General features: G+C 70.5%; 22 protein-coding genes and 1 pseudogene. 10 read left to right on the plus strand and 13 right to left on the minus strand.

Annotated features, from left to right (window positions below; translation table 11 throughout):
- Positions 1-144 precede the first annotated feature (144 nt).
- Entirely contained in the window at positions 145-654 is a 510-nt protein-coding gene (locus ACFY7E_RS11595; protein WP_389483406.1) for a MarR family transcriptional regulator, read from the plus strand.
- A gap of 294 nt (positions 655-948) precedes the next feature.
- On the opposite strand, the gene ACFY7E_RS11600 is transcribed toward ACFY7E_RS11595, so the two are convergent.
- Both ACFY7E_RS11600 and ACFY7E_RS11605 read right to left on the minus strand, forming a co-directional pair.
- Positions 949-1,407, minus strand: a complete 459-nt coding sequence (locus ACFY7E_RS11600; protein WP_389483408.1) for a MarR family transcriptional regulator — start codon at positions 1,405-1,407, stop codon at positions 949-951.
- 262 nt (positions 1,408-1,669) lie between these two features.
- Positions 1,670-2,116, minus strand: coding sequence for a MarR family winged helix-turn-helix transcriptional regulator (locus ACFY7E_RS11605; RefSeq protein WP_389483410.1), 447 nt, complete (start codon positions 2,114-2,116; stop codon positions 1,670-1,672).
- 296 nt (positions 2,117-2,412) lie between these two features.
- Here ACFY7E_RS11605 and ACFY7E_RS11610 point away from each other — a divergent pair, with 296 nt between their 5' ends.
- The 4 genes from ACFY7E_RS11610 (at position 2,413) to ACFY7E_RS11625 (ending at position 6,528) form a co-directional block, all read left to right on the plus strand.
- The gene (locus ACFY7E_RS11610; RefSeq protein ID WP_389483412.1) at positions 2,413-3,303 is read left to right on the plus strand and encodes an STAS domain-containing protein; all 891 of its coding nucleotides are present in this window, start codon (positions 2,413-2,415) and stop codon (positions 3,301-3,303) included.
- Positions 3,303-3,689, plus strand: coding sequence for an STAS domain-containing protein (locus tag ACFY7E_RS11615; RefSeq protein ID WP_389483415.1), 387 nt, complete (start codon positions 3,303-3,305; stop codon positions 3,687-3,689). The genes ACFY7E_RS11610 and ACFY7E_RS11615 overlap by 1 nt, the downstream gene beginning before the upstream one ends.
- A gap of 428 nt (positions 3,690-4,117) precedes the next feature.
- Positions 4,118-4,774, plus strand: coding sequence for a hypothetical protein (locus tag ACFY7E_RS11620; RefSeq protein ID WP_389483417.1), 657 nt, complete (start codon positions 4,118-4,120; stop codon positions 4,772-4,774).
- Positions 4,771-6,528: a PP2C family protein-serine/threonine phosphatase gene (locus tag ACFY7E_RS11625; protein ID WP_389483419.1), complete on the plus strand. Its 1,758-nt coding sequence runs from the start codon at positions 4,771-4,773 to the stop codon at positions 6,526-6,528. Before ACFY7E_RS11620 ends, ACFY7E_RS11625 begins: the two co-directional genes overlap by 4 nt.
- Before the next feature lie 39 nt (positions 6,529-6,567).
- Here the strand turns inward: ACFY7E_RS11625 and ACFY7E_RS11630 are convergent.
- Positions 6,568-6,701, minus strand: a pseudogene (locus tag ACFY7E_RS11630) (IS5/IS1182 family transposase); the annotation flags it as partial.
- 325 nt (positions 6,702-7,026) lie between these two features.
- Positions 7,027-7,650, minus strand: coding sequence for a hypothetical protein (locus ACFY7E_RS11635; protein ID WP_389483421.1), 624 nt, complete (start codon positions 7,648-7,650; stop codon positions 7,027-7,029).
- A gap of 522 nt (positions 7,651-8,172) precedes the next feature.
- On the opposite strand from ACFY7E_RS11635, the gene ACFY7E_RS11640 reads away from it, so the two are divergent.
- Positions 8,173-10,365: a SpoIIE family protein phosphatase gene (locus tag ACFY7E_RS11640; protein ID WP_389483423.1), complete on the plus strand. Its 2,193-nt coding sequence runs from the start codon at positions 8,173-8,175 to the stop codon at positions 10,363-10,365.
- A 378-nt stretch (positions 10,366-10,743) separates the two neighbouring features.
- Here ACFY7E_RS11640 and ACFY7E_RS11645 read toward each other — a convergent pair whose 3' ends face one another.
- Complete coding sequence (locus tag ACFY7E_RS11645; protein WP_389483425.1) at positions 10,744-11,745, minus strand: glycerophosphodiester phosphodiesterase; 1,002 nt, start codon at positions 11,743-11,745, stop codon at positions 10,744-10,746.
- Between the two features lie 164 nt (positions 11,746-11,909).
- Between ACFY7E_RS11645 and ACFY7E_RS11650 the strand changes: the two genes are divergently transcribed.
- Positions 11,910-12,647, plus strand: coding sequence for a helix-turn-helix domain-containing protein (locus tag ACFY7E_RS11650; protein WP_389483427.1), 738 nt, complete (start codon positions 11,910-11,912; stop codon positions 12,645-12,647).
- A 165-nt stretch (positions 12,648-12,812) separates the two neighbouring features.
- Positions 12,813-13,283 carry a hypothetical protein gene (locus ACFY7E_RS11655; protein ID WP_383441867.1) on the plus strand — a complete coding sequence of 157 codons (471 nt, stop codon included), beginning with the start codon at positions 12,813-12,815 and terminating at the stop codon, positions 13,281-13,283.
- Between the two features lie 85 nt (positions 13,284-13,368).
- On the opposite strand, the gene ACFY7E_RS11660 is transcribed toward ACFY7E_RS11655, so the two are convergent.
- The 4 genes from ACFY7E_RS11660 to ACFY7E_RS11675 form a co-directional block, all read right to left on the minus strand.
- Positions 13,369-14,817 (minus strand): GH1 family beta-glucosidase, encoded by a 1,449-nt coding sequence (locus tag ACFY7E_RS11660; RefSeq protein ID WP_389483429.1) that lies wholly within the window; start codon positions 14,815-14,817, stop codon positions 13,369-13,371.
- 58 nt (positions 14,818-14,875) lie between these two features.
- Positions 14,876-15,787, minus strand: coding sequence for a carbohydrate ABC transporter permease (locus tag ACFY7E_RS11665; RefSeq protein ID WP_389483431.1), 912 nt, complete (start codon positions 15,785-15,787; stop codon positions 14,876-14,878).
- Positions 15,788-15,791: 4 nt separating this feature from the next.
- Positions 15,792-16,796: a carbohydrate ABC transporter permease gene (locus ACFY7E_RS11670; RefSeq protein WP_383441861.1), complete on the minus strand. Its 1,005-nt coding sequence runs from the start codon at positions 16,794-16,796 to the stop codon at positions 15,792-15,794.
- 91 nt (positions 16,797-16,887) lie between these two features.
- A complete protein-coding gene (locus ACFY7E_RS11675) occupies positions 16,888-18,222 on the minus strand; it encodes an ABC transporter substrate-binding protein (protein ID WP_389483433.1) in 1,335 nt (444 codons plus the stop codon).
- A gap of 368 nt (positions 18,223-18,590) precedes the next feature.
- On the opposite strand from ACFY7E_RS11675, the gene ACFY7E_RS11680 reads away from it, so the two are divergent.
- The gene (locus ACFY7E_RS11680) at positions 18,591-19,646 is read left to right on the plus strand and encodes a LacI family DNA-binding transcriptional regulator (RefSeq protein ID WP_389483435.1); all 1,056 of its coding nucleotides are present in this window, start codon (positions 18,591-18,593) and stop codon (positions 19,644-19,646) included.
- Between the two features lie 59 nt (positions 19,647-19,705).
- On the opposite strand, the gene ACFY7E_RS11685 is transcribed toward ACFY7E_RS11680, so the two are convergent.
- On the minus strand, positions 19,706-21,451 hold the full coding sequence (locus ACFY7E_RS11685; RefSeq protein ID WP_389483437.1) for a glycoside hydrolase family 6 protein: 1,746 nt from the start codon (positions 21,449-21,451) through the stop codon (positions 19,706-19,708).
- Between the two features lie 874 nt (positions 21,452-22,325).
- On the opposite strand from ACFY7E_RS11685, the gene ACFY7E_RS11690 reads away from it, so the two are divergent.
- Positions 22,326-22,748, plus strand: coding sequence for a secondary thiamine-phosphate synthase enzyme YjbQ (locus tag ACFY7E_RS11690; RefSeq protein ID WP_389483439.1), 423 nt, complete (start codon positions 22,326-22,328; stop codon positions 22,746-22,748).
- 383 nt (positions 22,749-23,131) lie between these two features.
- On the opposite strand, the gene ACFY7E_RS11695 is transcribed toward ACFY7E_RS11690, so the two are convergent.
- The 3 genes from ACFY7E_RS11695 to ACFY7E_RS11705 form a co-directional block, all read right to left on the minus strand.
- Positions 23,132-24,085, minus strand: a complete 954-nt coding sequence (locus ACFY7E_RS11695) for an anti-sigma factor RsbA family regulatory protein (RefSeq protein ID WP_389483441.1) — start codon at positions 24,083-24,085, stop codon at positions 23,132-23,134.
- Positions 24,082-24,957, minus strand: a complete 876-nt coding sequence (locus ACFY7E_RS11700; RefSeq protein WP_389483443.1) for an MEDS domain-containing protein — start codon at positions 24,955-24,957, stop codon at positions 24,082-24,084. Before ACFY7E_RS11700 ends, ACFY7E_RS11695 begins: the two co-directional genes overlap by 4 nt.
- A gap of 137 nt (positions 24,958-25,094) precedes the next feature.
- On the minus strand, positions 25,095-25,856 hold the full coding sequence (locus ACFY7E_RS11705; protein WP_389483445.1) for an MBL fold metallo-hydrolase: 762 nt from the start codon (positions 25,854-25,856) through the stop codon (positions 25,095-25,097).
- Positions 25,857-25,913 lie beyond the last annotated feature (57 nt).

Consider the following 25,913-nt stretch of genomic DNA (forward strand, 5'->3'; position numbering starts at 1 on the left):
CGTAGTGCGCGACCAGCCCTTCCTCCAGGGAACGGAGGAGGGCGTCGGGCGTGGCAGAGCGCAGGGCGCGCTCGATCGCGACGAATCTGTCCATTATTCGGTTACCGCCTAGGTTTAAAACGCATGCGAAAGGAAGCTCCTCTCATGTCTCGGCGACCGGAGGAAGCACTGCGACAGGACAGCACTGGAAGATCCGCCGCCAGTATTGCGCGTGATGTCCTTGAGCTGCTTGAGGTCCTGTGGCATCAGGGGGAAGCGGTCTCGACGGCTCCATTGTCGTCGTCCCAGGTGCGTGTGCTGTACGTGCTGGAGCGCGAGGGAGTGGTGAACCTGCGCACCCTGGCCGGGAAGCTCGACTCCATGCCGCCTTCGGTCAGCCGGATGTGCGACCGCCTGCACGCGGTGGGCTTCATCGACCGGACCCACAACCCGTCCGACCGCCGCGAGCTGGAGCTGCGCCTGTCACGCAGGGGCGCGAGCTATCTCGAATCCCTTCGGGCCCGCCGCGAGGAGGTCCTGCGCGAACTGCTGGGCAGGATGACTGCGGCGGAGCGGACCATGTTGATGCGGGGTCTGGTCGGAATTCGCGCCCTGACCGATGGCGTCGCGCCTGGTCGTGACAGGCCGGAGGCCATCGCGCCGGAGTCGGCCTGAGGCCGACAGATGCGCCGATAGGTGCACGATTCCACCTTCCTGAGGCCGGGTCTCCGGCTCGTGCTGCTGCCACAGATTCCTGCCTCCAGGAGATACTTGTCAAATGGAAAGTATTGTCTGAGGACAACTACAGGTCCGAGGCGGGTTCGCATCGCACACCGCCGGGGACTCGATGAGAAGGGAGCTCGCCCTCTCCTCCGGGGGGATCGGCTCTGGGTGCCAGTGGTCTCATGCCTCCGGTCGGGACGGCGCGGTGGTCCGACCGTGCCGTACGGACCCCCGGGCGGGAAGGGATCAGTCGGCTTCGCGGCGGTCTTGCAGCCGCCTCCTCAAGACGTCGCGCAGGCTGGCGACCCCGTCTCTTGCGGCCTCGCTGTCGGCACTGGCCGACGGCAGGAAGAGCACCAGCGCGGTCAGTCGTTCAGCGCGCAGCTCGTCGAGCAGCAGCTTGCCGGCCGGCGTCACGCTGATGACTTTGCTCCGTCCGTCGCCCGGTGCCGGAGTGCTGACCACCAGCCCGTCCTGTGTCAGTTGCGCGGTCAGGCGGCTCATCGAAGTACTCGAGACGGCGAGGAGATGGGCCACTTCCCCCGGAGACGTCCGGCCGAAGCGCTCCAGCAGGGTCAGCACGCGGTAGGCGAGGCTTGCGGGCTCCTGGCCGAGTTCCAGGGCTTCCCACAACCTCAGCACCTCGGCGGTCGTGGCCGCTTCGTCGGCCGAGGGGTCGACGGCGTCGTCCGGGTCGTCATTCATGGCGGGCGTACAGTTGGAGGCTTCCCTTCCATATCCCCTGAACGGGCCCCTTCGTGCCTGCTGAGAAGTAACACGGCCATCATGACGGTCGGCGGCGCTCCTGTCGCCGATGGTCGACGGCATCCAAGTCAAGGCAAAGCGGCATACCGGGCAATTCGCTTTGCTTTTCTATCAGCTTCTTCTGCGGGAAGTGACTGCGAGAGGAATTCTTCGCCCAACTGGCTGCCGTGTCAGCAGGCGTCATGGGGCTGAACAGGAAAGTCTATGGCGTGTCGACATGGATGGGCGCCGATTGCGGAGGGTCGGACAAGTGGGCGAGCAGTGCGCACAGCTGACCCAGGGTGTCCTGGAGGATTGCCTGGTCGGCGCCCGTATCGGTGAGGGCCCGCGCCAGCAGGCACCGCCGGTGCTCCCTCGTGGCGTGGAGGAGTCTTTCGCCGTCGGGCGTCAGGCAGACGGTGACGTGCCGACCGCTGGCGGTGCGTTGGATCAGGCCGCGCTGGTCGAGCCTGTCGCACAGCCGGGTTGTCGACGACAGACTGACCCGGAGGGTCCTGGCGAGGAGAGTGGGGCCGCAGGCCCCTTTCTCGAGCGCGAGCAGAGTGCGCATCTGCTGATCGGAGACCTCCGGTGCGATCTCGAGGTGCGCCCGCCGCCACAATTCGATCATGGCTTCGGCGACCCGCTCGGCCGCCTCGACAGTGTCCATCGCCTCAGGGGCGCCCGACATCGCGCCCTCCTTTCGTGCGGGGTCTCCCGCCGCCTTCCCCCGGTCACCCGAGGCAACCAACCCTCCTCAAGTGCTGTTTTGTTGATGTTTGGCAGTTCATACGAGCATTGAGTGGGTTATGGGGGAGTCTCGTAAAGATCGACCCGGGCGGGGTGTACCACTCTGGCGAGGCTCGCTTATTGTTGCCGCATGGCAACTATTGCCGTCTGGTCATCATCTACCGGTCCCTGCGGCTGCCGGGGTGCTTCAGAACCCCAGGAAGGAAGCAACCACGTATGGCGGTCGAAACGCCGAAGGCCGAAGCGATCGGGAACGCAGCCGCGTTCCCGAAGCGCCGCAGAGAGCAGGCGGTGCAGCGATGGGCGGAGCTGCCGCTGCTCCGGACGGTGTTCACGGTCGACCGCGACAAGGCCGTGGAGACATGCCGGAACATCGTGGACGTCTTGGTCCAGGCAGCCGCTTCGGGCCGGATCGAGGATCTGGAAGCTCCCGGCTTCGACACCGTACGGGAACGGCTCGGCCGGATGCCGGCGTCCGGGCGGAAGACGGGCCGGTGGGCCGGGCGGGTGGCCGACGAGGTCACCGCGCTGAAGCAAGCCGCACGCCAGGTGCTCGCACGAGAACCGCACGGAGAGAACCGCGAGGGGGATCCGACACAAGTGCCGGCACTCACCGAGTTGCCGGACACGCTGCGGCCGGTGGTGACGGAGGCCACGCTCACGGAAGGCCGGGAAGTGATCGTGCGCCAGTGCCGGCAGACGCTGGAAACGGCCACATCGGTGATCGAATTCCGGGACCGCGCCGTGGCTGTCCCTCTGATCGGCACACTCGACAGTGCGCGCGACCGGGTCGTGACGGAGATCCTGCTGCGAGTGATCCTCGAGCAGCGGGCCTCCCGTGCCGTTTCGCACATCACTGGCGTGCCTGCAGTAGGTACCCTGGTGGCGCGGTGCTTGACGAGAACAGTCGTAGCGGGGCGGCTCATGGGAGCCGCGTGCGTCATCCCCGGCATCCGCCCGGTGATCGCGCAGACCGTCGCCCGGCTCGATAACGATCTTGGTGTGGTGACCACCCGGGCCACACCGGTCGACGCTCTTTCCCCGGCCCCGGACCATCTGGGCGGTTCCTTCACGCCACTGCGACCTGCGTCTGCGCGAGGCCGTTGATGGACACGGTTCCCGACAGCATCACGCCGGTACGCCTCGGAGAGGTACTGCTGGTCACCTTTCCCACGGACCTGACCGACGAACTCGCCGTGCGGACGCAGCGCGATCTGTCGGCGATGGTGGCGCGCGGAGGGATCCGCGGCGTGGTCATCGACGTGTCGGCCATGTGGGTCGTGGACACCTTCATCTGCCGGGTCCTCGCCGACACGGCTGCGGCGGTCAAGCTGCTGGCCGCCGAGACGGTCGTGGCAGGTCTGCGTCCCGCCATCGCCATGACGCTGGTCGAACTCGGCATGACCTTGTCCGGGCTGAGGACGGCACTGAACACCGAAGCGGCTCTCGCTCGGCTCGGCGCGGGCGCGAGGCCATCCATGGAGAAGCCGTGAACCCGGTACCCCGGCGTGTCCCGGTCGCCTCCGACGTGGAATGCGCGGTGACGCGGCAGGCGGTACGCAGGACGCCGCTCGGCGCAGACTTCGGCCCGGACCGGCGGACCAAGCCGGTGACCGCCGCCGGTGAGCCGGCCCGTAACACCCTGGTACACGGTGGCGGAGGCTGCGTGGCGACAGAGGAAGTCCTCCACGAGGGCGATGCCGGGACAGCGACCCGAGTGGGGGACCTCTTCCCGTGCGACATCACCCGCATCCACGATGCGCGGGCGGCGGCCGAGGCCGGCCCGGACCCGCTGCGCTGCGCATCAGCGGCGCCGGTGGCGACCGAACCGGCCACCGATGTGCTCGAACACGTAGGTGGCGGCCAGGTGCTGATCAGAACCGTCCCGCATCCGGCTGCGCGTCCGGCCCCATGCACGCGCGTGGTGCAGATTCCGGCCCCGGAGCGCTCGGGCCGGTTCCCCACACGACACCCGGTCGGCGCGGGCGGGCCGCACATCCCGCTGGGGGCGGCCGCCGCCAGCGGAGACGCAACGAGCCGGCACTCCGCAGCCTCAGGAATCACACTCGTACCGGCCGACGGCCCCGGCCACGGCGAGGCGGCCGCCGACGCCGTCCGCACCCCGTACCACCCCGAGCTGCCTCCGCACAGCCTTTCCCACATCGTGGAAGAAGTTCTCCGGGGCAGTCGTGGAGCAGCCGTCGCCGGCGCCCACGTGGACACCGGCGTCCAGCTGTCGACCTTCGCCGACACCGGGGACATCGGCGCACGACCGCGTACGAAGGGGAGGCGGGAGTCCCTTGTCTCCCGTCCGGGCGTCGCAGGCCTTCACCAGCACTCCCGCCCGGCGGTCTCCCAGAAGCCGCCCCGGACTCAGGACGCCGTACTGGTCCTGCACAGTGACGGCCTGCCCAGCCGCCGGCGATACCCCGAGGACTCCGCCCTCGACCGGCCGGCCCCGGCAATGACCGCGGCCGTCGTCCTCCGCGACACGCTCAGCCCCGCCAACCCCGTCCGCGACGACACCACCCTCGCCGTAGCCGCCGCCGGTTCCCCGGACCCGAGAGAACAGCGATGAGCACCTCCCGCCTCAGCCTGACGATCACCACACCCGCAGACGCCCTACAGGCACGTCAGCGCCTCCTCGCCCTCGCCAAGGACGCTGCGATTCCTTTCGAAAAACGGCTGCTTCTGGTCGCCGACGTCTTCGACCAGCTCAGAACAGCACTCGCGGACGGAACGGCCCCCCACCTCAAGGCCTCCGTCCACACCGATCCCACGACCGGGCTGCCCACGATCCGGACCACCGTGGGCAAGTCCACCCGCCACGTGGTTCCAGCACCGGCCACAACCGAGCAGACACACCGGTCAGGCACCCCCGTCCTTCGCGAGCCCTCCGAGAAGGACCGTGATGATCTCGTCCAGATGCTCGCGGACAACGACAGCGACACCCGCGCCCTGGTCGACCTCCTGGACCGGCACCGCATAGAGCTGGAAACCACCAACCAGGGTGTACTGGTCCTGCACGCCGAGCTGGACGCCGCCAACCACGCCCAGACCGAGCTGCTGAGCGCCGAACAGGCCGCACGTGAACTGGCAGAGACCGCACGCAGACGCCTGACGTTCCTCTCCACGGCCAGCGCCACGCTCACACGAACCCTGAACCACGAGAAAGTCCTGCAGGACCTGACCGGCATGCTCGTACCCGAATACGCCGCCACGGCTCGTATCTGGCTCCTCGACGAGCGGCGAACGCTCATCGCATCGACCGGAGACACCCCGGACGCCTCGCAGCTTCCGGCCGACCATCCCGCCGCCCTCACCGCTCGCACCGGCCGCGTCCACCACGCCCGGGCAGACCGCCCCGCAACCCTCCCCGGCGCAACCGGTCCGTCCCTGCTGGCCCTTCCCCTCACCACAGGACTGGCCCCACTGGGGGTCCTGGCCCTGACCCCCGCCGCGGAGCATTTCACCCCCGACGACATCGTCATGCTCACCGAACTGGCCCGCCGCGCCGCCACCGCACTGGACAACGCCCGGAGCTACGAGCACGAACGCAACACCGCAGCGATCCTGCAGCGCGCCATGCTCACCGACCTGCCCACCGTCCCCGGCCTGCGCATGGCTGCTCGCTACCTTCCCGCCAGCGAAGGAATGAACATCGGCGGCGACTGGTACGACGCCTTCCTCCAGCCCGACGGCACCCTGACCACCGTCATCGGCGACGTCACCGGCCACGGCCTGGACGCGGCCGTCCTCATGGGCCAGCTCCGCCACGCCCTGCGCGCCTATGCGCTCCAGGGCCACTCTCCGGGCGCCTTGCTGACCCTCCTGCACAACCTCATGCGCAGCCAGCAACCAGGCCTCTACGCCACCGCCCTGATCACCCAGCACCAACCGGCCGGCCACGAGGTCACCTGGGCGACCGCCGGCCATCTGCCCCCGCTCCTGCGTACCCCGGACGGCGCCGTGCAGATCCTGGACGACCGGGGAGGGGCCCTCCTCGGCCTGCCCATGGAGCAGATCGTCCGCGACCACCGGCTCACCCTCGCGCCCGGCTCCACTCTGCTGCTCTACACCGACGGACTGGTCGAACGCCGGACCCAGGGCGTCGATCCCGGCATCCAGCGGCTCGCCACTGCCCTGGCCGGCCTGGACGCCCGGGCCGACAGCACTGCCGAGCAGGACGCGGAAACGCTGCTGGCCGATCTCCTGCACGACAACCCCGGAGACGACGACATATGCCTCCTTCTGTGTCATGCCGACCCGCCGCGCCCGGCACTCGGAGATACTTCCTCCGTTCCGTGCGGGATTTCGAGAAGAACGGTGTGACCCCCGTCAGGACCTCGACCCATCCGTAGAACGATGACACCGGTGCAGGCGGCGGCAGCCGCCCAGCCAGGGCATCGTGCGCCGATACGTCCGGTGTCCGCGTGGAGCGTGGCCGGCTGTCGCCGGCGAGGTCCGCGGCGGGACCGGACCGGCGGGTCGCCGCGCACCAGCGGTCCAGGTCGCCGCGGGAGCCGGGTCCATCGAGGATGACGCGGCGCGACTCGGCCCGGATCCGGGCGGCACTTCGTTCGGGGAAGGCCGGTGTGCGGTCGGCTCCGACGGGCCGGAGACCGGCGGCAGCCGTAGGCCACACGGTGCGGGCTCCTCGGCAGGCCACATGGAACACGTTCAAGCAGGCCTCCTCCATGAACCCCGCGGCCGACTGCGCGTCCCGGCGCGGCAACACCAGTGCTCCGGCCGGCATTCCGTGGCCCGGCAACGGCGTGATCGCCAGCGAGCCGACCTCTCCGAATCCTTCCGGGATCAACCAGTGCGGCGTCACGGCGGGGTCCATCCACCGGGAGGGCACGGGGGAAAGCCCCGCAAAGCCTCCGCGAGTCCGGGCGCATCCTGCATCGCGCCGGGGGCGGTGCTGTGCGACGGGCGGCCCGAGTGGCAGGCGACCACCCACCGGCAGTTTCCTGCCCCCGTCGGCGCGATGACCAGCGCGGCATCGGCCAAGTGCTCGGCGGCCAGGCGTGCGGTGACCTCCATGCACCGCTGGAGGTTCAGCGACGCCGACAGCGCGCTGGAGGCCTCGGCGAGAAACCCGGCACGCTCCCGCTCGGCAGTCAGCTCTTCCACCGCCGTCCGGTAGGCGGTCTCTTCCACCAGCCACCACGCCGTGTCCCCGCTCACGAACGACGAGGGGTGCGCCGAGAAGAAGTTCTCTCCCACCATGCCGCCGGCCGCACCTATGGGAGTGCCGTGGTGTGCGCCCGTGAGCCAGTCCGGCGACGACAGAGGACGAGCGGTACGGACGTCCGGCAGCAAAGAGGAGGCGGCGTCATTGAGTTCCACCACGTATCCGGCCCCGTCCAGCACCATCACCGGGTAGGGAATCTCGGCAGCCCACAGCACGCTGCCGACTCCGGTGCGGTGCCTGCCCGGGGAAGAAGCCATGATCTAGGCCCCTCCGGTCCGACTCCTGCGCGAAAAAATGCTTGCCGTCCGACAGCCATTCCCCACTGGCGTCCGCATCCGCAACCTCGTCTGGTCAACGAGACGATCCGACACCAACGCTTGACCTGTGCGTTGCGCGGGCACTCGAGCCGGATGATGCCCGATATATAAGCAGAAAGACCAAAAGGCCGTCTTGTTCCTTATGGACATGAATGATTGATTAGGGAATCAAGGGCCGATGGCGGCGTCGACCCTTTCGGGGTCCTTTGCGGGTTCGAGTACTGTCGATCGCGGCGACGCTTCGTAGCGAAGCCGCAAGGGGCGTCCGATTCGTGAATACTGTCACTGTCATCCATGGATGCCTGAAAAAGCAAAGATCTGGTATGAGGGTGGATATAATTTAGTAATATATGAGGCCGGGTTCCCTGTTCTGCTTGCGCAGGGAGGGGATACTCTCAACGCGTTTCACATGCATCGTGGCCGGCACGTTGCGGGGGTTCCAGGAGTGAGGAAGTGCCTGCGATGAGCATTCCAGGTCCAGGGTTCGGTCTTCAGCCGCGCCTGCAGAGGAACGAGGTGCCTTTCGAGGCCGATGCCGTGTTCGAGGCCCTGGAGCAGATACCGGATGCTGTCACCGTTTGCACCGCCCTGCGTGACACCTCCGGTCGCGCCATCGACATGCGGCTGGAATACATGAACGTAGCCGCTCGCTCGGCGCATCCCGAACCGGACACGGCCATCGGCGGACTCTGCAGTGAAGTCTGGCCCCTCATGGTGAAGAACGGGACCTTTGCGGCTTGCATGCGCGTACTGGACAGCGGTGTCGGCGAGCAGGGGCCTCTCGCCTGGACCGAGGAGTCGACCTACCGGGCCGCCGACTACGAGTACCAAGCAGTGAGGATCGGGACCGATCGCCTTCTTTGGGTACTGCGGGACAACAGCGCTCGGGTACGGAGGGCCGAAGTCCTTGCCGCCATTGTCACGAGCTTGGCCGGTGCGACCAGCTTCGAGGAAGTCCTCGGTACGCTCACCGCTCAGATCATGCCCGCGGTGGGTGCGACGACCGGGGCAGCTGTACTGAACGAACCGGACAGCAACACCTACACCGTCCAGCACATCCATGACGCCCAGGAAGGCCTCCGTCCACCCGCGCCCTTCAGTATTTCGGCGCCCTACCCCATGGCGCACACCGCTCGCACAGGGAAGGCCCTGTTCTTCTCCACGTCGGCCGAACGCGACCGGGTGTTTCCCGAAGCCGCCCCCCTTTTCCAAGAGCGGCACCGATCGTCTGCCGTCCTCCCACTCGCGGCGGATGGTTCTCTCCTGGGGGCAGTCAGTTTTCACTTCGCTGTCCAGCACCCCTTCGATCCCTCCGAACGAGCTTTCCTGACCGCTCTCGCCGATCACTGCGCCCTGGCCCTCGAACGCGTTCGTCTGCGCGCATCGGCAGACGCCGCGCAAGCACAGTTGCAGGTCTTGGCCGATCTGGGTCGTGCCTTGCCGTCCTCTCTCGACACCCGTGCAAACTTTCGCAGTCTTGCCGAAGCGGTCGTTCCCCGTATTGCGGACGCGTGCGTCATTCACCTCCTCGACCGTGAAGGCCGGCCGAAGCTGGCCATGCTGCGCCACCGCGATCCGCGGCAACAGAGGGAACTGAGTGCGCTGCTGGAGTCCTTCCCGCCGCAGCGGGACGCGGAGGGGGGCGTCGGAGCCGTCGTCCGTACCGGCCGTCATGAGTTGATCACCAACGTGTCCGGAGCACTGGACCGCCTTTCACGCAGCGCTGAGCACCGTACCGCTCTGCACCGTCTCCTGCCCGCCGCGTCATGGCTGGCCGTACCCATGACTCATGACGACAGGGTCATCGGAGCCATGGTGCTGATCCAGTCGGCCACCGGGAGGAAAACATTCACCGAGCGTGACATTCCTTTTGCGGAGGACCTGGCCCAGCGCGCTGCGCAAGCTGTCGTCAACTCGCGCCGTTATACCGCTCAGCAGGATGTGGCCGACATCTTGCAGCGAAGCCTGCTGCCCGCGAACCTTCCTCGCGTGCCCGGCGTCGACCTCGCGGTCTGCTACCACGCCGGCGCCGAAGGAACACTGGTGGGAGGCGATTTCTACGACATCGCCCCTCTCGGATCGCGGGCATGGTCTTTTGCCATCGGTGACGTATGCGGTAAGGGTCCGCAAGCAGCGGCACTGACCGGCTTGGTCCGGCATACCGCCAGGGCGGCAGCACGAGTCAGTCACGACCCGGAGTACGTCCTGCGGGCAGTGAACGCAGCTATTCTCGCCGAGCAGGGAGCATCTCGCTTCTGTACCGCGGCTTACGGGGTGATCGACTTCTCCAATGAGCCCGCACGGCTCAGTCTCGCTCTCGGAGGTCATCCTCCGCCCTTCCTCCGACGGGCCGACGGGGAAATCATTGCACTGGGGCGGCCGGGTGCTCTTCTCGGAATCTTCGACACGCCACCACTGCAGACGACCATGCATGAAATACGCTCGGGCGATCTCCTCGTTCTTTACACCGATGGAGTGACAGAACGGCGTTCGGGAACTTCCATGTTCGCCGAATCCGGTATTCGCCGCGTCATGGAAAACCTCACCGACGAGAGCTCTGCGGAAGTGCTCGGTATTCTTGAAGAAGCGGTCATCAATTATACGGACAGCCCGCTCGACGACGATTTTGCGATCATGGTGCTTCGAATCACCTGAAATCACCTCCGGCTTCGTGCGGGATCCCCGGCTCCCGGTCTGGATCAAGGTGTACGGAAGGGCCCGCACAGCGACCTCGAGCGCCTCCCGCGACGTGCGGGATCCATGCCGTGGCCAGTGGACACCGTCTCGTCGTCGGTCTACACGCCGACGGCGATCAACTTCGGGCTTCACCGGCCACCTTGGGAGACGCTCCTGCTCCACCAACCCCGCCCGCCCGGACCGGAGCACGGCGTACGGGTGGTGCAGGAGCGTCTCCGCGCGCGGGTCGGGCCACTCGAGGTCAATCGACCGCCGCCGAGGCCGGACGGGCGGCCACCCCGCCTTCGTCCCCCTCGGTAGCGACGGTGCCAGTACCACCCAGTGCCCGTCCGCGCCCTACCCCGCGCTCCGGCCGGCGGTCCAGCCGCCCAGTTCCGTCGGCCGGTTGGTGATGATCCCGTCCACGCCGAGGTCGTCCATGGCCTTCCAGCGGACGGGGGTGTCGACCGTCCAGACGTTCACCGCCACGCCCGCCGCGTGCAGCGCGCCGACCACCTCCGGCCGCTGGGCCAGGGCGACGTGCGAGACGTTGTACGCGGTGAGGTCCAGCTCCTCCGCGAGCGCGACCGGATCGGCGTCCAGGGTGTCGCGCAGCAGCCCGAGCGGGAGTTCGGGTGCCAGCTCGTGCGCGTACCGCAGGGAGGGGACGTCGAAGCTCTGGACGAAGACCCGGCCCGTCATGTCCTGCTCCCGGACCTCCCGCACGATCCGGTCCACCTCGGCGCGGCTGTGCCGGCCCTTGATCTCCAGGAGCATGCCGCCGCCGCGCTCCCGGAGGTCCGCCAGCTGGGCGGCCAGGGTCGGGACGCGGGTGCCGGCGTAGGCCGGGGCGAACCAGGAACCCGCGTCCAGGGCGTCCAGCTGAGCGGAGGTCAGGGACCGGATCGGGCCCGTGCCGTCGGTCGTCCGGTCGACGGTCGCGTCGTGCAGGACGTACGGCACGCCGTCCTCGCTCGGCTGGACGTCGTTCTCGATCCACTGGGCCCCGCCCCGGCGGGCGACCTCGTCGGAGACCAGCGTGTTCTCGGGCGCGGCGGAGGAGGCCCCCCGGTGGGCGAACACCGTCAACGGGGCCCCGGCGGAGCGGATCCAGCGGTTCCCCGGGGCCTTGGCGTCCTGGTCGAGGGGGCGGGGGGCGGACGGCTCGGACGCCGGGGACGAGGGAGACGGAGACGAGGGGGACGGCCGGGACGGAGTGGACGGCTTGGAGGGAGTGGACGGCCTGGACGGAGCGGTCACGAACACGGTCGCGAACGCCGCCACGGCGACGGCCCCGGCGGTGAATCCGGTGGTCCGGCGGCGACGCGACCGGGGAACGGGCGGAAGAGCGTCTTTCATGAGCGCCCACCCTAGGGGGGACGTGTCCGACAACGGCGTGTTCGCGCCACGACGCGCGGTCCGAACCCCTTCGCCGGAACGTCCGGTCTGCGGCATGGTGGAAGACGCGCCCGGAGCCGTGCCGTCGGGGGACAACGGCCGGGCGTACGACGTGAGGGGGACTCATGGACACGGGTACGGAAGCGAGAACGGCCGGCACCGGGACGACCGCGACACCGGAGGCGCGGGAGGGCGCCCCGCGCGGCCGGGGTGTGCTCGAAGGGGCGTTCGCCCTGCTCGACGCCCTCCGCCGGAACGGTGACGAGGCCGGGGTGACCGAACTGGCGCTCGCCTGCGGCGTGCCCAAGGGCACCGTCCACCGGCTGCTCGACCAGCTGGTCGGCGTCGGCGCCGTCGAACGGGCCGGGAACCGCTACCGGGTCGGCCCGCAGCTCTACCGCCTCGGCCAGGCCTGGGAGCCGCACCCCGGCCTCCGCCACGCCGCCCGGCTGCCGCTCCAGCGCCTGCGGGCCGCCACCGGCGCGAGCGTGGTCCTCGTCGTGCTGCGCGAGGAGACGGCGCTCACGGTCGGCTCGGTGCCGGGGGACCTGGAGCCCCTCCTCCCCGTACGGAACGGCCTCGCGTTCCGGCTCGACACCGCCGCCGGCCGGGCCCTGCGCGCACCCCTGACGAACGGCGCCGTCCTCGACCGGGAGGACGTGATGGAAGGGGTGTGCTGCGCCTCGCTGCCGGTCCGCGCCCCGGACGGGCGCACCGTCGCCGCGCTCGCCGCCCTGGTCCCTGCGGGCCGCCGGCTCGACGCGCTCGCCCACGCCGTCGCCGGGACCGGCGCCGCGATCACCCGCGCGCTCGCCGGCGGCCGCAGGCGAAGGCCGTTCCCGCCGACCGTCCTCGTCCCTTGAGGAAGTCTTCCCGCGGCTCCGTTCCGGCCAGTGGAACGCGCGTAGAACCCGGCCGGGGAAGCCGGGCACAGTGGAGTCGTGCCGGGGGAAACGGCACACCGGACCGCCACGGGGGCGGCCCGACTCCGCGTCACACCAGTGACCCGATGTACGGGGGGACACCACATGCGCAAGAACCGAGTCGTCCGACTGGCCGCCACCGCCCTGCTCGGACTCGGCAGCCTCGGCGCCTTCGCCGGCACCGCGCACGCCGAGCCGATCGACTACGTGAGGATCGAACTCGTCGAGCTGCACTGCCAGAAGAACAGTGAGGGCGACCACGACGAGGCCTACCTCAAGGTCACCGACGCCAACGGCAACGCCGTCAAGGTCTGGCCCGGCGGCAGCCTCAAGTACCAGACCATGGGCACCGGTTACGTCCGCTCCATGGCCGACGGCAACAGCAGCGCGGCCCTGATCCTGGGCAAGCAGCAGGCCCGCACCCTCACCCTGTGGGACTACGACTCGACCAGCGGCGACGACAAGCTCGGCGCCACCCTGGTCACCGGTTCCGAGGTCGGCGCCGAGACCCAGTGGCGCACCGTCGAGGGCTCCGGCGGCGTGTACGTCATCGGCTACCGGGTGATCGACATCTGACCTGTCGTCAGGAAGGCCCGAGGGCCGTGCCGGTGATCCGGCACGGCCCTCCGCGCGTCTCCGCCCGGCCCCCGGCCGGGGACCGTCAGCCCGCGTCCGGGGCCGTCAGCTCGCCCGACCGAGCCACCCGCGCGTACCAGCGGGCGCTCGACTTCGGCGTCCGCTCCAGGGTGTCGTAGTCGACCCGGACCGCTCCGAACCGCTTCGCGTAGCCGTACGCCCACTCGAAGTTGTCCAGCAGCGACCAGAGGAAGTAGCCGCGCACGTCCACCCCGTCCGTGAGCGCCCGGTGCACCGCCTCCAGGTGCGCGTGCACGTACGCGGCGCGCTCCGGGTCGTGCACCGAACCGTCCGGCCCCACCACGTCCTCGTACGCCGCCCCGTTCTCGCTGATCACCAGCGGAAGGCCGGGGTACGCGGCGGACACCCGCTTCAGCAGGTCGTACAGCGCGCCCGCGTCGACCGGCCAGCCCATCGCCGTCCGCTCGCCCGGCGCCCGGTGGAAGGCGACCCGGTCCGCCCCCGGCCACGGGGAGTGCTCGCTGTCGCCGTGCCCGTCGTCCTGCGGCTTCTCGGCGCCCTCCGCGACCTCCGACACCAGGGTCGGCGCGTAGTAGTTGATCGCCAGCAGGTCCAGCGGCTGCTTCGCCGTCGCCGTGTCCCCGTCCCGCACGAAGGACCAGTCGGTGAGGTGCGCGGTGTCGGCGAGCAGGTCCTCGGGGTAGGCGCCCTCCAGCATCGGGCCCAGCCAGACCCGGTTGCCGACGGCGTCGATCCGGCGGGCCGCGTCCAGATCCCCGGCGGAACCGGTCAGCGGCCGCACCTCGTGCAGGTTGAGCGAGACGGAGAGCTGCTGCGGACGGCCCGCCGGCAGCGCGGCCCGCAGCGCCTGGACCGCGAGCCCGTGTCCCAGGTTGAGGTGGTGGGCCGCGCGCAGGGCGGCCACCGGGTCGGTGCGGCCCGGCGCGTGCACCCCGGAGCCGTACCCCAGGAAGGCGCTGCACCAGGGCTCGTTGAGCGTGGTCCACCGGGAGACCCGGTCGCCGACGGCGTTCGCGACGATCCCCGCGTACTCGGCGAACCGTTCGGCCGTCGCCCGCTCGGGCCAGCCCCCCGCGTCCTCCAGTTCCTGCGGCAGGTCCCAGTGGTAGAGCGTCAGGGCCGGCTCGATCCCGGCGGCCAGCAGCTCGTCCACGAGCGCCCGGTAGAAGTCCAGGCCCTTCTGGACGGCCGGGCCCCGCCCGGTGGGCTGCACCCGGGACCAGGAGACGGAGAACCGGTAGGCGTTCAGGCCGAGTTCGGACATCAGGGCGACGTCCTCGCGGAACCGGTGGTAGTGGTCCACGGCCACGTCGCCGGTGTGGCCCTCGAAGACCCTGCCCGGGGTGTGCGAGAAGGTGTCCCAGATGGACGGGGTGCGGCCGTCCTCCGCCGCCGCTCCCTCGATCTGGTACGCGGCGGTGGCCGCGCCCCAGAGGAAGCCGGGCGGGAACGAACGGGTGGCGGTGAGCGGCCGGGTTTCGGACGCGGTCATAGGAGGGAGCTCCCAACGCTGGTGCGGGATCGGTACGTTGTGCGGGGAAGGGGGCCGGTCAGCTCTTGACGGCGCCGGCCGTGATGCCGCCCACGATGTGCTTGCCGAGGAAGGCGAAGACGAGCAGCAGCGGCACGGTGGAGATCAGGGCACCGGTCAGCACGATGGCGTGGTCCACGCTGTGGTTGCCCGCGCCGAGTCCGGCGAGCGCCACCTGGAGGGTGGGGTTGCCGTCCGGGGTGAGCGCGATGAAGGGCCAGAAGAAGTCGTTCCACGACTGGACGAAGACCAGCATGCCGAGCACCGCCATCGCGGGCCGGGCCACCGGGAAGACCACGTGCCAGATCACCCGGAGGCTGTGCGCGCCGTCCATCCGGGCCGCCTCCACCAGTTCCACGGGCAGCGCCTCGACGAGGAACTGGCGCATGAAGAACACGCCGAAGGCGGCGACGAGCGAGGGCAGGACGACCGACTGGAGCTGGTCGACCCAGCCGAGGTCCGTGACGATCTGGTAGAGCGGGATGACGCTGAGCTGTGGCGGGATCGTCATCGTGGCGACCACGAGCGAGAGCAGCATCGTCCGCCCCCGGAAGGGGAGTTTGGCGAAGGCGAAGCCGGCGAGCGTGGAGAAGAGGACGGTGGACACGGCCACCAGGCTCGCCACGATCGTCGTGTTGATCAGGGCCTCGCCCATGTCGACCTGGTTCCAGGCGAAGGTGAGGTTGTCCAGGAGGCGGGAGCCGGGCAGCAGCGGCGCCGGGGCCGCCACGACCCGTTCGCCGGTGTGCGAGGCGGCGACCACGTTCCAGTACAGCGGGAAGAGCGAGACCGCCGCGGCGAGGGCGAGCAGGACGTACGTCAGCGGTCCGGCGTGGTGCTGCCGGCCGGCCGACTGCCGGAAGCGCCGGCCGGGCGCGGGACGTCCGGTCGCCGGGGTCGCCGGGCGGGGCGTGTCGAGTGTGCGGGCCATGAGGTCAGCCCCCCAGCTTCTTGCGGTTGTGGCGGGAGACGAGCGCCTGGACGCCGCCGACGATCAGCAGGAGCAGCAGCATCACCCAGGCGATGGCCGAGGCCTGGCCGAGGGCGCCGGTGACCCACCCCTTCTCGTACATCAGCAGGCTCAGCGTCTGGAACTGGTTGCCGCTGCCGCCGCTGATGCCGACGCTGCCGCCGTAGAGCATCGGCTCGCCGAAGAGCTGGGTGGCGCCGATGGTGGAGACGATGATGGTGAAGAGGATGGTGGGCCGGATGGAGGGGATGGTGACGCTGAGGAACTGGCGCCAGCGCGAGGCCCCGTCCAGGGACGCCGCCTCGTACAGGTCCTGCGGCACGGCCTGCATGGCGGCCAGGTAGATCAGCGCGTTGTAGCCGGTCCAGCGCCAGGTCACGATCGTCGAGATGGCGATCTGCGCGGGCCACTTGGACGACTCCCAGTCGACCGGGCCGATGCCGGTCCACTCCAGGAGGCTGTTGATCATCCCGTAGTCGGTGTTGAAGAGCTGGGCGAAGACCAGGGTCGCCGCCGCGATCGAGGTGGCGTACGGGGCGAGGATCGCGACCCGGAAGAAGCCGCGGCCCCGCAGCTTGTAGTTCAGCAGGTGCGCCAGGCCCAGGGCCATGAGCAGCTGGGGGACGGTCGAGACGACCCCGATGGTGAAGGTGTTGAGGAGCGCGTTCCAGAAGAACTCGCTGGTCGCGAGGTCGGTGTAGTTCTCGAAACCCTTCCACTCGGCCCCGCCGCCGAGTTCCACCCGGTGCAGGGAGAGCCAGCCGGTGTAGATCAGCGGGAAGAGGCCGAAGGCGGCGAAGGTGAGGAAGAAGGGGGCGACGAAGACGTACGGGGTCGCCTTCAGGTCCCAGCGGTAGAGGGTGCTGCGCCGGCCGCCGGGGGCGGGGCGGCGGCCGCGCGGGCCGGGGGAGGAGGGCGGGTCGGCGGGCGGCGGGGAGCCGTCGGACCTCGCCCGGACGGAGGTGGCCACGGAGGCGTCCTTCCAGGTCGATGCGTGCGCTGGTGCGGACGGTGCCGGTCCGCCGCCCGGCAGGCGGCGGCGGACCGGCACGCGGCCCCCGCTACTGGTCGATCTTGTCGTCGACCAGCTTCTTGACGTTCTCCCAGGCCTTGGCCGGGTCGGTGCCGCGCTGCTCGATGTCGAGGATGCCGTTGTCGGTGAGGAAGGTCTTCACCTGGCCGTCGTAGCGGCTGATGCTGGCGGGCGTGATCCGGGCCGCGGCGCTGGAGAAGATCTTGCCGACCGGCGTGTCGCCGAAGTACGGCAGCTTCGCCTCCTGGACGGCGACCGAGGTGAGCGTGTCCTTGGACGAGGGGATGTTGCCGTTGACCGCGAACACCTTGGCGTGCTGCTCCGGGGCGGTCAGCCAGGCGGCGAGCTCGGCCGCCTCCTTGACGTGCTTCCCGGACTTCGGCACGGCGAGGAAGGCCCCGCCCCAGTTGCCGGCCACCGGCGGCGCTGCGATGTCCCACTTGCCCTGGTTGGCCGGTCCGGCCTGGTCCTTGATGATGCCGGTCATCCAGCTCGGGCAGGCGACGGTGGCGAACTTCGCGTTCTTGAAGGCCGCGTTCCAGGTGCCCTTCTCGTCGAACTGGCGCAGCTTGGCGGTGAGTCCGCCCTGCGCCGCCGCGACGGCGGTGTCCCAGGCCTTCTTCACGCCGGGGCTGTTCTCCCAGTCGAGCTTGCCGTTCGTGTCGGCGTACTGCACCGGGTCGCTGGAGACGACCGCGTTGAAGAGGCCGCTCGCCGAGTCGTGGAAGGCGGTGCCGGCGGGCGCGTTCTTCTGGTAAGTACGCCCGGTCTCCAGGAACTTGGACCAGTCGCCGGCCCACAGCTTCGCGACGGCGTCGCGGTCGGTGGGCAGCTTGGCCTTGGCGAAGAGGTCCTTGTTGTAGCAGACGGCCATGGGGCCGATGTCGGTGCCGAGGCCGATCACGCTGCCGTCGGCGGTGGTCGCCTGCTTGACCTTCCAGTCGAGGAAGGCGTCGAGCTTCGCGCCGCCCTCCTTGCCCAGGTCGACCCACTTGTCCGCCATGGTGGGGCCGGTCGCCTCGGCGATGTAGCCGACCTCGATCGCCTGGACGTCCGCGAGACCGCTGTTGCGGGAGAGGCGCAGCTTCAGCGTGTCCCAGTACTTCTGCCCGTCGGCGACGTTCGACTCCTCGATCTTGATGCCGGGGTGGGTCTTCTCGTACTCGGCGTAGAGCTTGGCGCCGGTCTTGTCGTCGTAGCCGAAGGAACCGAAGGTCCCGACCCGCAGCGTGATCGTGCCGCCGCTCTTGGCGCCGTCGTCACCGTCGCTGCCGCAGCCGGTGAGCAGGGTCGTGCCGGCCATGACGGCGGCGACCGCCGTGATCGCCGTGCGGCGCCCGCGTCTGCTGCTGGAAGTGCGCATTCCACTCTCCTCGTCCAAGGTGGTGCTCGTTGTGCGCCAAGGGGTCCGGCCGGCTGATCGCGGCTCGGCGGCGGCCGGCCCGGACCCGTCCCGGGGTGTGCGCCCCTCTTATGGGAGCGCTCCCACGTCGTTGCCGGAAGGTTGCTGCCTGCCGGGTGCGGGTGTCAAGAGATGAACGCGGATTCGTTACGGGAAGGTTTTCCGGGGGTTTCGCGCCCTCCGGTCGCCCCGGCCCGGCCGCCCGTCCCGTCATCTCCTGAACGCATCTCATGGTGTGGAGGGGGCCGGATGATCTAATGTGGGAGCGCTCCCACCCCGTGGGGGCCTCGCGAACAGCACGTCGTCCTCCGAGGGGAGCCACCGAAGTCGTGAACGGACGGCAGAGCGGCAGACCCACCCTGGAACAGGTAGCGGCCAGGGCCGGGGTCGGCCGGGGCACGGTCTCCCGGGTCATCAACGGCTCCCCCCGGGTCAGCGAACGGACCAGGACGGCCGTCGCCAGGGCCGTCGCGGAGCTCGGCTACGTGCCCAACCAGGCCGCCCGCGCCCTGGCGGGCAGCCGCACCGACGCGATCGCGCTCGTCATCCCCGAGGCCGAGGCCCGGCTCTTCGCGGAGCCGTACTTCCTCGACCTCATCCGCGGCGTCAGCGCCGAACTCGCGGCATCCGACAAACAGTTGCTGCTCACCCTGGTCCGCACCGAACAGGAGCGGCAGCGCTTCGAGCAGTACCTCGCGGCCCAGCGCGTCGACGGGGTGCTGCTCGCCTCCGTCCACGGCGACGACCCCCTGCCCGAGCGGATCGGGGAACTGGGCCTGCCGGTCGTCATGAACGGGCGCCGCACGGAGGCCGAACCCGTGCCGTACGTGGACTCCGACAACATCGGGGCGGGTCGGGCGGCCGTCGCCCACCTGGTGGGGCGCGGCCGGAGCAGGATCGCGACCGTCACCGGACCGCTCGACATGTACGTGGCACGCGCCCGGCTCGGCGGCTACCGGGCCGGCCTCACGGAGGCCGGACTCGCGCCCGACGAGGAGCTGGTCTCGGCGGGCGACTTCACCGAGGAGGGCGGCCGGCGGGCCGTGCGGCTGCTGCTCGACCGCAGACCCGACCTGGACGCGGTCTTCGCCGCCTCCGACGTGATGGCGGCCGGCGCGCGCGGGGCCCTGCGGGAGGCGGGCCGCCGGGTGCCCGAGGACGTCGCCCTCGTCGGGGTCGACGACTCGCCGGTGGCACGGCTGATGGACCCGCCGCTGACCAGCGTGCGACAGCCGATCGAGGAGATGGGCCGCACGATGGCGCGGATGCTGATACGGGAGATCACGGAGGGGGAGGACCGGTCGGAAGGGAAGGGCCGGACGCAGGGGGAGGGGCTCCACCGGCGCGTACTGCCGACGGAGCTGGTGGTACGGGAGTCCTCCTGAGGCGACGGGGGAGCCCCCGCGGGCCCGGGGCCGGACCGCGGGGGCTCCCGTACGGGGTACTACAGCGCCGGGTGGGCGTTCTTCAGGAGCTCCTGGAACTGGGCGGAGAACCACCGGCCCGAGATCGGAGCGCCCGGCAGCGCGCCCGACATGCTGTTCCCGTTGCGGGCGTTGCCCGTGTACGTCGGGTCGCACATCCGGTCGAAGCCCTTGCCCTCGTCGTTCGGGATCTCCTGGCTGGCGCCGTCGGACTCGCCCGGGGGCTTCATCCAGACGTACGCGTCGATGCCCGCGGCGGGTGCCGCCTGCGGCCGCTCGCCGAGCCCCGCGCCGGCCTGGTTGCACCAGTTGCCGAGGTGGATGCGCCGGTCGTAGCGCCCGCCGTTCACGTACGTGTCGACGCTGGTCGTCGGACCCGCGGCGGTGGGCCGGGCGGCGCCGCCCCAGCCGTTGCGGGAGGTGTCGATCAGCATGCCGAGGTTGGCGTCGAAGCCGATCGACACCAGCTTGGCGCGCAGACCTTGTGCGTACGACAGCTCGTCGGTGTACCGGTTCCAGTCGACCCACTTCGACTGGCGCACGGAGACGCCGTTCACGTTGTCCTCGATCCTGAAGTGGTCCTCCTTCAGGGCGCTGTAGTTGGCGGTGTTGACGATGAAGCCGTGCACGTTCGCGACCGTGGAGCCCTGTGCGGTGGCGGCCTGCTTGAAGAGTTCGGCGGAGGGGCCGAGGTTGTCGTCCCAGCCCAGCCAGCCGTGGTGCCCGGCGTCCACGTAGTTGTAGACGTTGGCGAGCGGGCCCAGCTTCCCGAGCGCGTAGCCGACGCCGGTGATGTAGTTGCCGTTGGCCTTCATGACGTCGCAGTTCGGGGTGGCGGTCGGGCGTCCGCTGACGTTGGTGACCAGGTTGGGCAGCGAGTCGACCTCGATGGTGGTGACGATCCGCAGGCCCGCGTACTTCGGGTCGGCGAGGATCGCGGCGACGGGATCGATGTACTCGGTCTTGTAGCGCCCGATCTCCGTCGGGCCCAGTTCGCCGTTGGAGGCGAGCGCCGCGCAGTCCCGGCCGGGCAGGTTGTAGATCACCAGCTGGACGACGAGCTCGCCGGAGCCCTTCTGCCTCAGGGCCTCGTCGAGGTGGGCGCGCAGGCCCATGGAGGTCGCGGAGCCGTTGATCGCGGCGATCCGGTCCAGCCAGACGCCGGTGGGCTGGTTGGACACCTTGGTGCCGCCCGGCTCGGCCGCGGCCTTCGCGGACCACTCGGGGTTCACGTACACCTTGGCGCCTGCGTAGGGGTTGTCGGCCTTGGAGCCGGGCGGCGGCGTGGTGGGCGGGGTCGTCGGGGGAGTGGTGGGCGGGTCCGTGGGCGGGGTGGTGGTCGTGTTGCAGGTGACCCCGTTGAGCTTGAAGGCCGCCGGCACCGCGTTCGTGCCGCTGTACGAGCCGTTGAAGCCGAAGGAGGTCGAACCTCCGTTGGCCAGCGCCCCGTTGTAGGACAGGCTCCTGGCGGTGACGGCGGAGCCGGACTGGGTGAGGGTGGCGTTCCAGCCCTGGGTGATCTGCTGGTTCCCGGCGTAGACCCACTCGACGGTCCATGAGGTCACCGGATCACCGGTGTTGGTGACGGTCACGTCGGCGCCGAAGCCGGTGCTCCACTGGTTGGTGATCCGGTAGTCGACCTTGCAGCCGGGGGCGGCGGCGCCGGCGGTGGCCGCGCCGAGGGCGGTGGCGGTGGCGCCGGTGGCGGTGACGAGACCGAGCGCCGCCAGGAGGGCGGTGCGACTGGTGCGACGGGTGCGGCTCATGCGGGGGAGTTCCTTTCGTGTCGTGTCGTGTCGTGGAGGGGCGGAGGGGCGGATCGGGGTGCGGGCGCGCGGACGGCCGCGCGGCCCGGTACCGGACGCGGCGGGTGTGCCGCCGTACGAACGGACCGGGACGGACCCGGGACGGACCCGGAACGGCGACCCCGGGGCTCCGGGCGTCATGGGGCCGGCCCGGGACGGCGGAAGGCTGCTCCGCCGGGCTCCCGGGGACGTACGCGAGTCACCGGCGCAGGCCGTCGGAGTACGCGATGTCCGCCACGCGGGCGAAGCCCCTCCGCCCGCGTGGCGTGAACGGACAGGGGAGGGGCGAGGAGCGCAAAGAGCGTGAGAAGCGCACGGGCTGTCGCATGAGCGAGTCCTCACCGTGAGGGCACACCCCTCTGACGGTGTGCCGACTGGATGGAACCGCTCCCACTGGTCGGGCAGACCGTAGCGCCAACAGGCGCCAAGCAAAAGAGGAGTTGAGCAAATTCCTCGCCGTCCGTCTTCAACTCCTCGCGCACCTTGACGCCATCGCGCCCCGGCTGCACAGTGGGAGCGCTCCCACTGGTTCAAGTCTTGTCTCCGGGCACGTTCCGCTCTTCGCACCCGCCCTCCCCCTCCGAGCCGCGAGGAGAACCACCCGCATGCCGTGTCTCCTGCCGCACCACCGCACCGGACCACGAGAAAGAACAAGGCGACGGGCGCGCCCCGACCCGCCCGTCGCGCGGCCCCCTCGGGATCGGGACCCGAATCGCCGGACGACCGCCCGTACGACCGGGAACCGCCCCGGGGCGCGTACGCGGCCACCCCCGTCCTAATCCGCCCACCCGCGTGGAGAGTTTGAGGGAACGGCCCGGTCGGCCACCATGGAGCCATGAGCCACGGATTCGAAACCCGCACCCTGGACGTCACCACCGGATCGTCGGAGACGGTCCGCGACCTGACCCGGGAGTGCGCGTCCTTCCTGGCGGAGGTGGCGCAGGGCCGGAGCGGACTCCTCAACGTCTTCGCGCCCCACGCGACCACCGGGATCGCCCTGATCGAAACGGGTGCGGGCAGCGACGACGACCTCCTCTCGGCCCTCCACCACCTCCTCCCCGCCGACGAACGCTGGCAGCACCGCCACGGAAGCCGGGGCCACGGCCGCGACCACGTCCTGCCGGCCCTCGTCCCCCCGCACGCGACCCTCCCGGTCGTCGACGGCGAACTGGTCCTGGGGACTTGGCAGTCGGTGTGCCTGGTGGACACGAACAAGGACAACCCGAACCGTCAGGTGCGGCTGAGCTTCCTGGGATGATCCAGAGCGGCCGGGATCACGGGACCGCCCGGCACGTGAAGCGATTCCGCTTTCTGAGAGGTCCCTTGACGCGCCACGACGACGAACCGGCCGCTTCCCTGTTCTCCGCACCGGCCGGGGAACCGCATGTCTGAGGGCTGGGCCTCGCCGGGCTCGGCTCGGCGAGGCCCGGAAGGAAGTCTTCCCCGAGGGTTCGCTTCAGGGCCCGCCAGGACCGTACGCATCGGGACGAGCCGTACCTCTCCTGGGTGGCCGCCGAGGACGGCACCGGGTACGAGGGCACGGCCACGGTCCACGGGCGTGGCTGCGTGGTGCCGGCCGACTCGATCGTGAGCGCGGCGTCGCCCTGCGTGGTCCGGCTGGGGGAGCCCCGGCGGCCGTGGTCAGTCGACCGTCATGTGCAGGCGTACGACCAGACCGGAGGGGAAGGCGCGCGTCTCCACCAGGTCGCAGAGCTGGTGGATCATCCACACGCCCCGGCCGCCCGTGGCGGCGGAGGGGTCGGGGCGGCGCCGGCCGATGAGGGGGTCGGTCATGCGGCCGTGGTCACGGACTTCGGCGACCAGGGTGTTCTCCGCGCGCCACAGCCGCAGAGTGCCCTTTCCGCCGCCGTGACGCACCGAGTTGGTGACCGCCTCGCTGACGGCCAGTACCCAGTCGGTGCGACGGTGCGGCGACATGCCCCCCGCTTCGGCCCAGCGCCCCGCGGCGTCCCGCGCGTCGGGGAGTTCCCGCTCGCCGAAGTGCAGGACGACGGGGTCTCGGGGTTCGGGCAGCGGGGTGTCGCAGTCCCGGCAGACCTCGTGCGGGTCCGCGTGCGCGGGACTGGGCCGGTGGCCGTCGGAGCCCACGAGGACGGGGTGGGTCCGGCGAGCCTGGGCCAGCACCTGCTCGGGCAGCGCGGTCTCGTAGGGACACAGGATGGTCGCTTCGAGACGGGCGAAGGCGAGGTTGATCAGCGCCTCGTGACGGGTGGCCTCCCCGGCCTCCGCGGGGGTGCGCCCCACCCAGATCGGCTCGCCCACGATGAACGGACGCCCGGTGGCTCCGCGGGCGGCGAAGTCCTGGAGCATCGACAGGATCCGCCCGGGGTTGCGGCCTGCCTGTCGCATGTCGGTCCAGACGATGTCCGGCCGATCGGTTCCCAGGGCGTCCCGGAGCAGGTCCAGGCGCTCGCCGGGCACGCCGACCAGGACCGGACGGCCCTGGTCGGCGGCGGCACGGACGGCTCCGCCGACGCCGCTCAGGTAGTCCTCCCGCGTGGTGTAGAAGAGGGCGGGGTGCTCGAAGGCCGTGATGTGGTCCGGGTCGGACGGCGGCCGTGTGAACGTCGTCACCGGCCGGCCACCTCCAGACCTCGGTTCAGTTCGGGGAAGAGTTCCAGCATGCGGGTCAGCGAGGGCGGCGCTCCGACGATCCGGACCGGCGCCGGGCTCGGCCTTCGTACCGCCGCACGGGCGATGTCGGCCAGTGCCGCGACGTCGAGGTGATCGAGACGCGTGAGGTCCAAGGTCATCCGTTCCGCCGGGGAACCGGACACGGCGGCGGCCGCGGAGGCGGTGACACGACGGCTCTCGTACCCGGCCGTCCCCTCCAGCCGCAGGCCGGGGCGGTCGGCCAGGGGAGCGACCCGCAGGGCGGGCGTGCGGGGGGACGGGTCGGGAGTGCCCCGCCGCGTCAGGTGTGCTCCCACCAGCACGTCGAGTACGTCCTGGGGCAGCAGGCGCCGGTCGTAGAAACACCACGCCGTCAGGGGGAGGGGGTCGAAGACCTCGTGGTGGATGCGCAGCTCGTACTCGAGCAGGCGCTCGGCGCCCGCCACGTCGCGGGCTCCCCAGGACATCTCGCCGATGGCCCGCAGTCCCGTGTATCCGTGCGCCTCGGCCGACGCGACGGCCTCGTGCCACAGCCCGACCATCGCGTCGGGGTCGAAACACGGCCTCGCCAGATAGGTCTCGGCCGCGGTCGTCACCACAAGCTGGCCGCGCCGCACGGCGGAGACGGCGTCGACGCCGTGCCGGATGAGCGCGCGCGTCACGAGCTCGGGCGCCGTGCCGTCCGCGAAGTACTGCACCTGTTCGCCGTGCCGCAGTCCCGCGCGGACGAAGGAGACCAGGTGGTCGGTCCACTCGGCGTCGGTGGAGAACACCACGCTCGCGTGCTTGTCCGCCGCCGTCCGCGGGCCCGCGGTGGTGGATGCGCCGTGCATGGTCCCCCTCCGCCTCTGCTGGTGCGGCCGAATGGTACACCGTGTCGTATCAGCACTTTACCGGCCGTGGTGCGTGCTGTCGGCACCCGGTTCTGCCGGGCGACGGCTCCGACGACCGGCCCCCGGGTGCGATCCCCCTACCGGGGCACGCCGTTCTCCGTACGGACGGGGAGCCGTCCCGCCGCTTGGAGCCGGGACAGCCGCCGGTGCTCCCGGTCGGCCCAGCGCCGGACCCGGTCGGGTTCCAGCGGGGTGCCGTGGCCGACGTGGAGGCCGGTGGGGTTCAGGGCGAGCATCCTGCGCAGGCTGGCGAGGTTGCCCAGCGGATCGTCGTGGAAGGGAGGATTGGCGGGGCGGCCCCGCACGAGACCGAAGAAGGAGTTGGCGATCAGGTCGCCGGCGACGAGGTCTCCCCGGTCGGTGAGGACGGAGATCGATCCGGCGGTGTGTCCGGGGGTGGGCATGATGCGCGCCGAGATCCCGAAGTCCTCCAGGTCGGTCTCGCCGGTCACGATCACGTCGGGTTCGAACGGGGGGACCTCGAGGTGCAGGCTCCTGTGCCCGGCCATGAGGCGGCCCATCGGCCCGGTGGGCAGATACGGCTCGCGGGCCCGGCCGGTGCGGAAGGGGCCGAGATCGGCGACGTGTCCCGCTATGGGCGCCCCGGTCAGGCGGTGCAGTTCGGCTGCGGAGCCGAAGTGGTCGATGTGACCGTGCGTGATGACGATCAGCGACACGTCGGCGGGGTCCACGCCGTGGGCGCGGACCTGCTCGTAGATCTTCCGGCCGCTGCCGGGCGTTCCCGCGTCCACGATGACGGGCCGGCGGCCCAGCAGCAGGTACGCGTTGACGGTGTGGCGGTCCATGACCGGGATGGGGACGACCTTGGTGCGGGACACGGTTCTCCTCGGGCACGACTGTCTTCCGCCGCGCGGTGGTCCGCGGGCGGCTGGGGG

The sequence above is a fragment of the Streptomyces sp. NPDC012825 genome, assembly GCF_042900925.1.
In the GTDB taxonomy this organism is placed as follows: Bacteria; Actinomycetota; Actinomycetes; order Streptomycetales; family Streptomycetaceae; genus Streptomyces.

Coding starts and splice junctions, on each gene's coding strand:
- ACFY7E_RS11595 (WP_389483406.1), top strand. CDS start 145: ATGTCTCGGCGACCGGAGGAAGCACTGCGACAGGACAGCACTGGAAGA.
- ACFY7E_RS11600 (WP_389483408.1), bottom strand. CDS start 1,407: ATGAATGACGACCCGGACGACGCCGTCGACCCCTCGGCCGACGAAGCG.
- ACFY7E_RS11605 (WP_389483410.1), bottom strand. CDS start 2,116: ATGGACACTGTCGAGGCGGCCGAGCGGGTCGCCGAAGCCATGATCGAA.
- ACFY7E_RS11610 (WP_389483412.1), top strand. CDS start 2,413: ATGGCGGTCGAAACGCCGAAGGCCGAAGCGATCGGGAACGCAGCCGCG.
- ACFY7E_RS11615 (WP_389483415.1), top strand. CDS start 3,303: ATGGACACGGTTCCCGACAGCATCACGCCGGTACGCCTCGGAGAGGTA.
- ACFY7E_RS11625 (WP_389483419.1), top strand. CDS start 4,771: ATGAGCACCTCCCGCCTCAGCCTGACGATCACCACACCCGCAGACGCC.
- ACFY7E_RS11635 (WP_389483421.1), bottom strand. CDS start 7,650: ATGGCTTCTTCCCCGGGCAGGCACCGCACCGGAGTCGGCAGCGTGCTG.
- ACFY7E_RS11640 (WP_389483423.1), top strand. CDS start 8,173: ATGAGCATTCCAGGTCCAGGGTTCGGTCTTCAGCCGCGCCTGCAGAGG.
- ACFY7E_RS11645 (WP_389483425.1), bottom strand. CDS start 11,745: ATGAAAGACGCTCTTCCGCCCGTTCCCCGGTCGCGTCGCCGCCGGACC.
- ACFY7E_RS11650 (WP_389483427.1), top strand. CDS start 11,910: ATGGACACGGGTACGGAAGCGAGAACGGCCGGCACCGGGACGACCGCG.
- ACFY7E_RS11655 (WP_383441867.1), top strand. CDS start 12,813: ATGCGCAAGAACCGAGTCGTCCGACTGGCCGCCACCGCCCTGCTCGGA.
- ACFY7E_RS11660 (WP_389483429.1), bottom strand. CDS start 14,817: ATGACCGCGTCCGAAACCCGGCCGCTCACCGCCACCCGTTCGTTCCCG.
- ACFY7E_RS11665 (WP_389483431.1), bottom strand. CDS start 15,787: ATGGCCCGCACACTCGACACGCCCCGCCCGGCGACCCCGGCGACCGGA.
- ACFY7E_RS11675 (WP_389483433.1), bottom strand. CDS start 18,222: ATGCGCACTTCCAGCAGCAGACGCGGGCGCCGCACGGCGATCACGGCG.
- ACFY7E_RS11685 (WP_389483437.1), bottom strand. CDS start 21,451: ATGAGCCGCACCCGTCGCACCAGTCGCACCGCCCTCCTGGCGGCGCTC.
- ACFY7E_RS11690 (WP_389483439.1), top strand. CDS start 22,326: ATGAGCCACGGATTCGAAACCCGCACCCTGGACGTCACCACCGGATCG.
- ACFY7E_RS11700 (WP_389483443.1), bottom strand. CDS start 24,957: ATGCACGGCGCATCCACCACCGCGGGCCCGCGGACGGCGGCGGACAAG.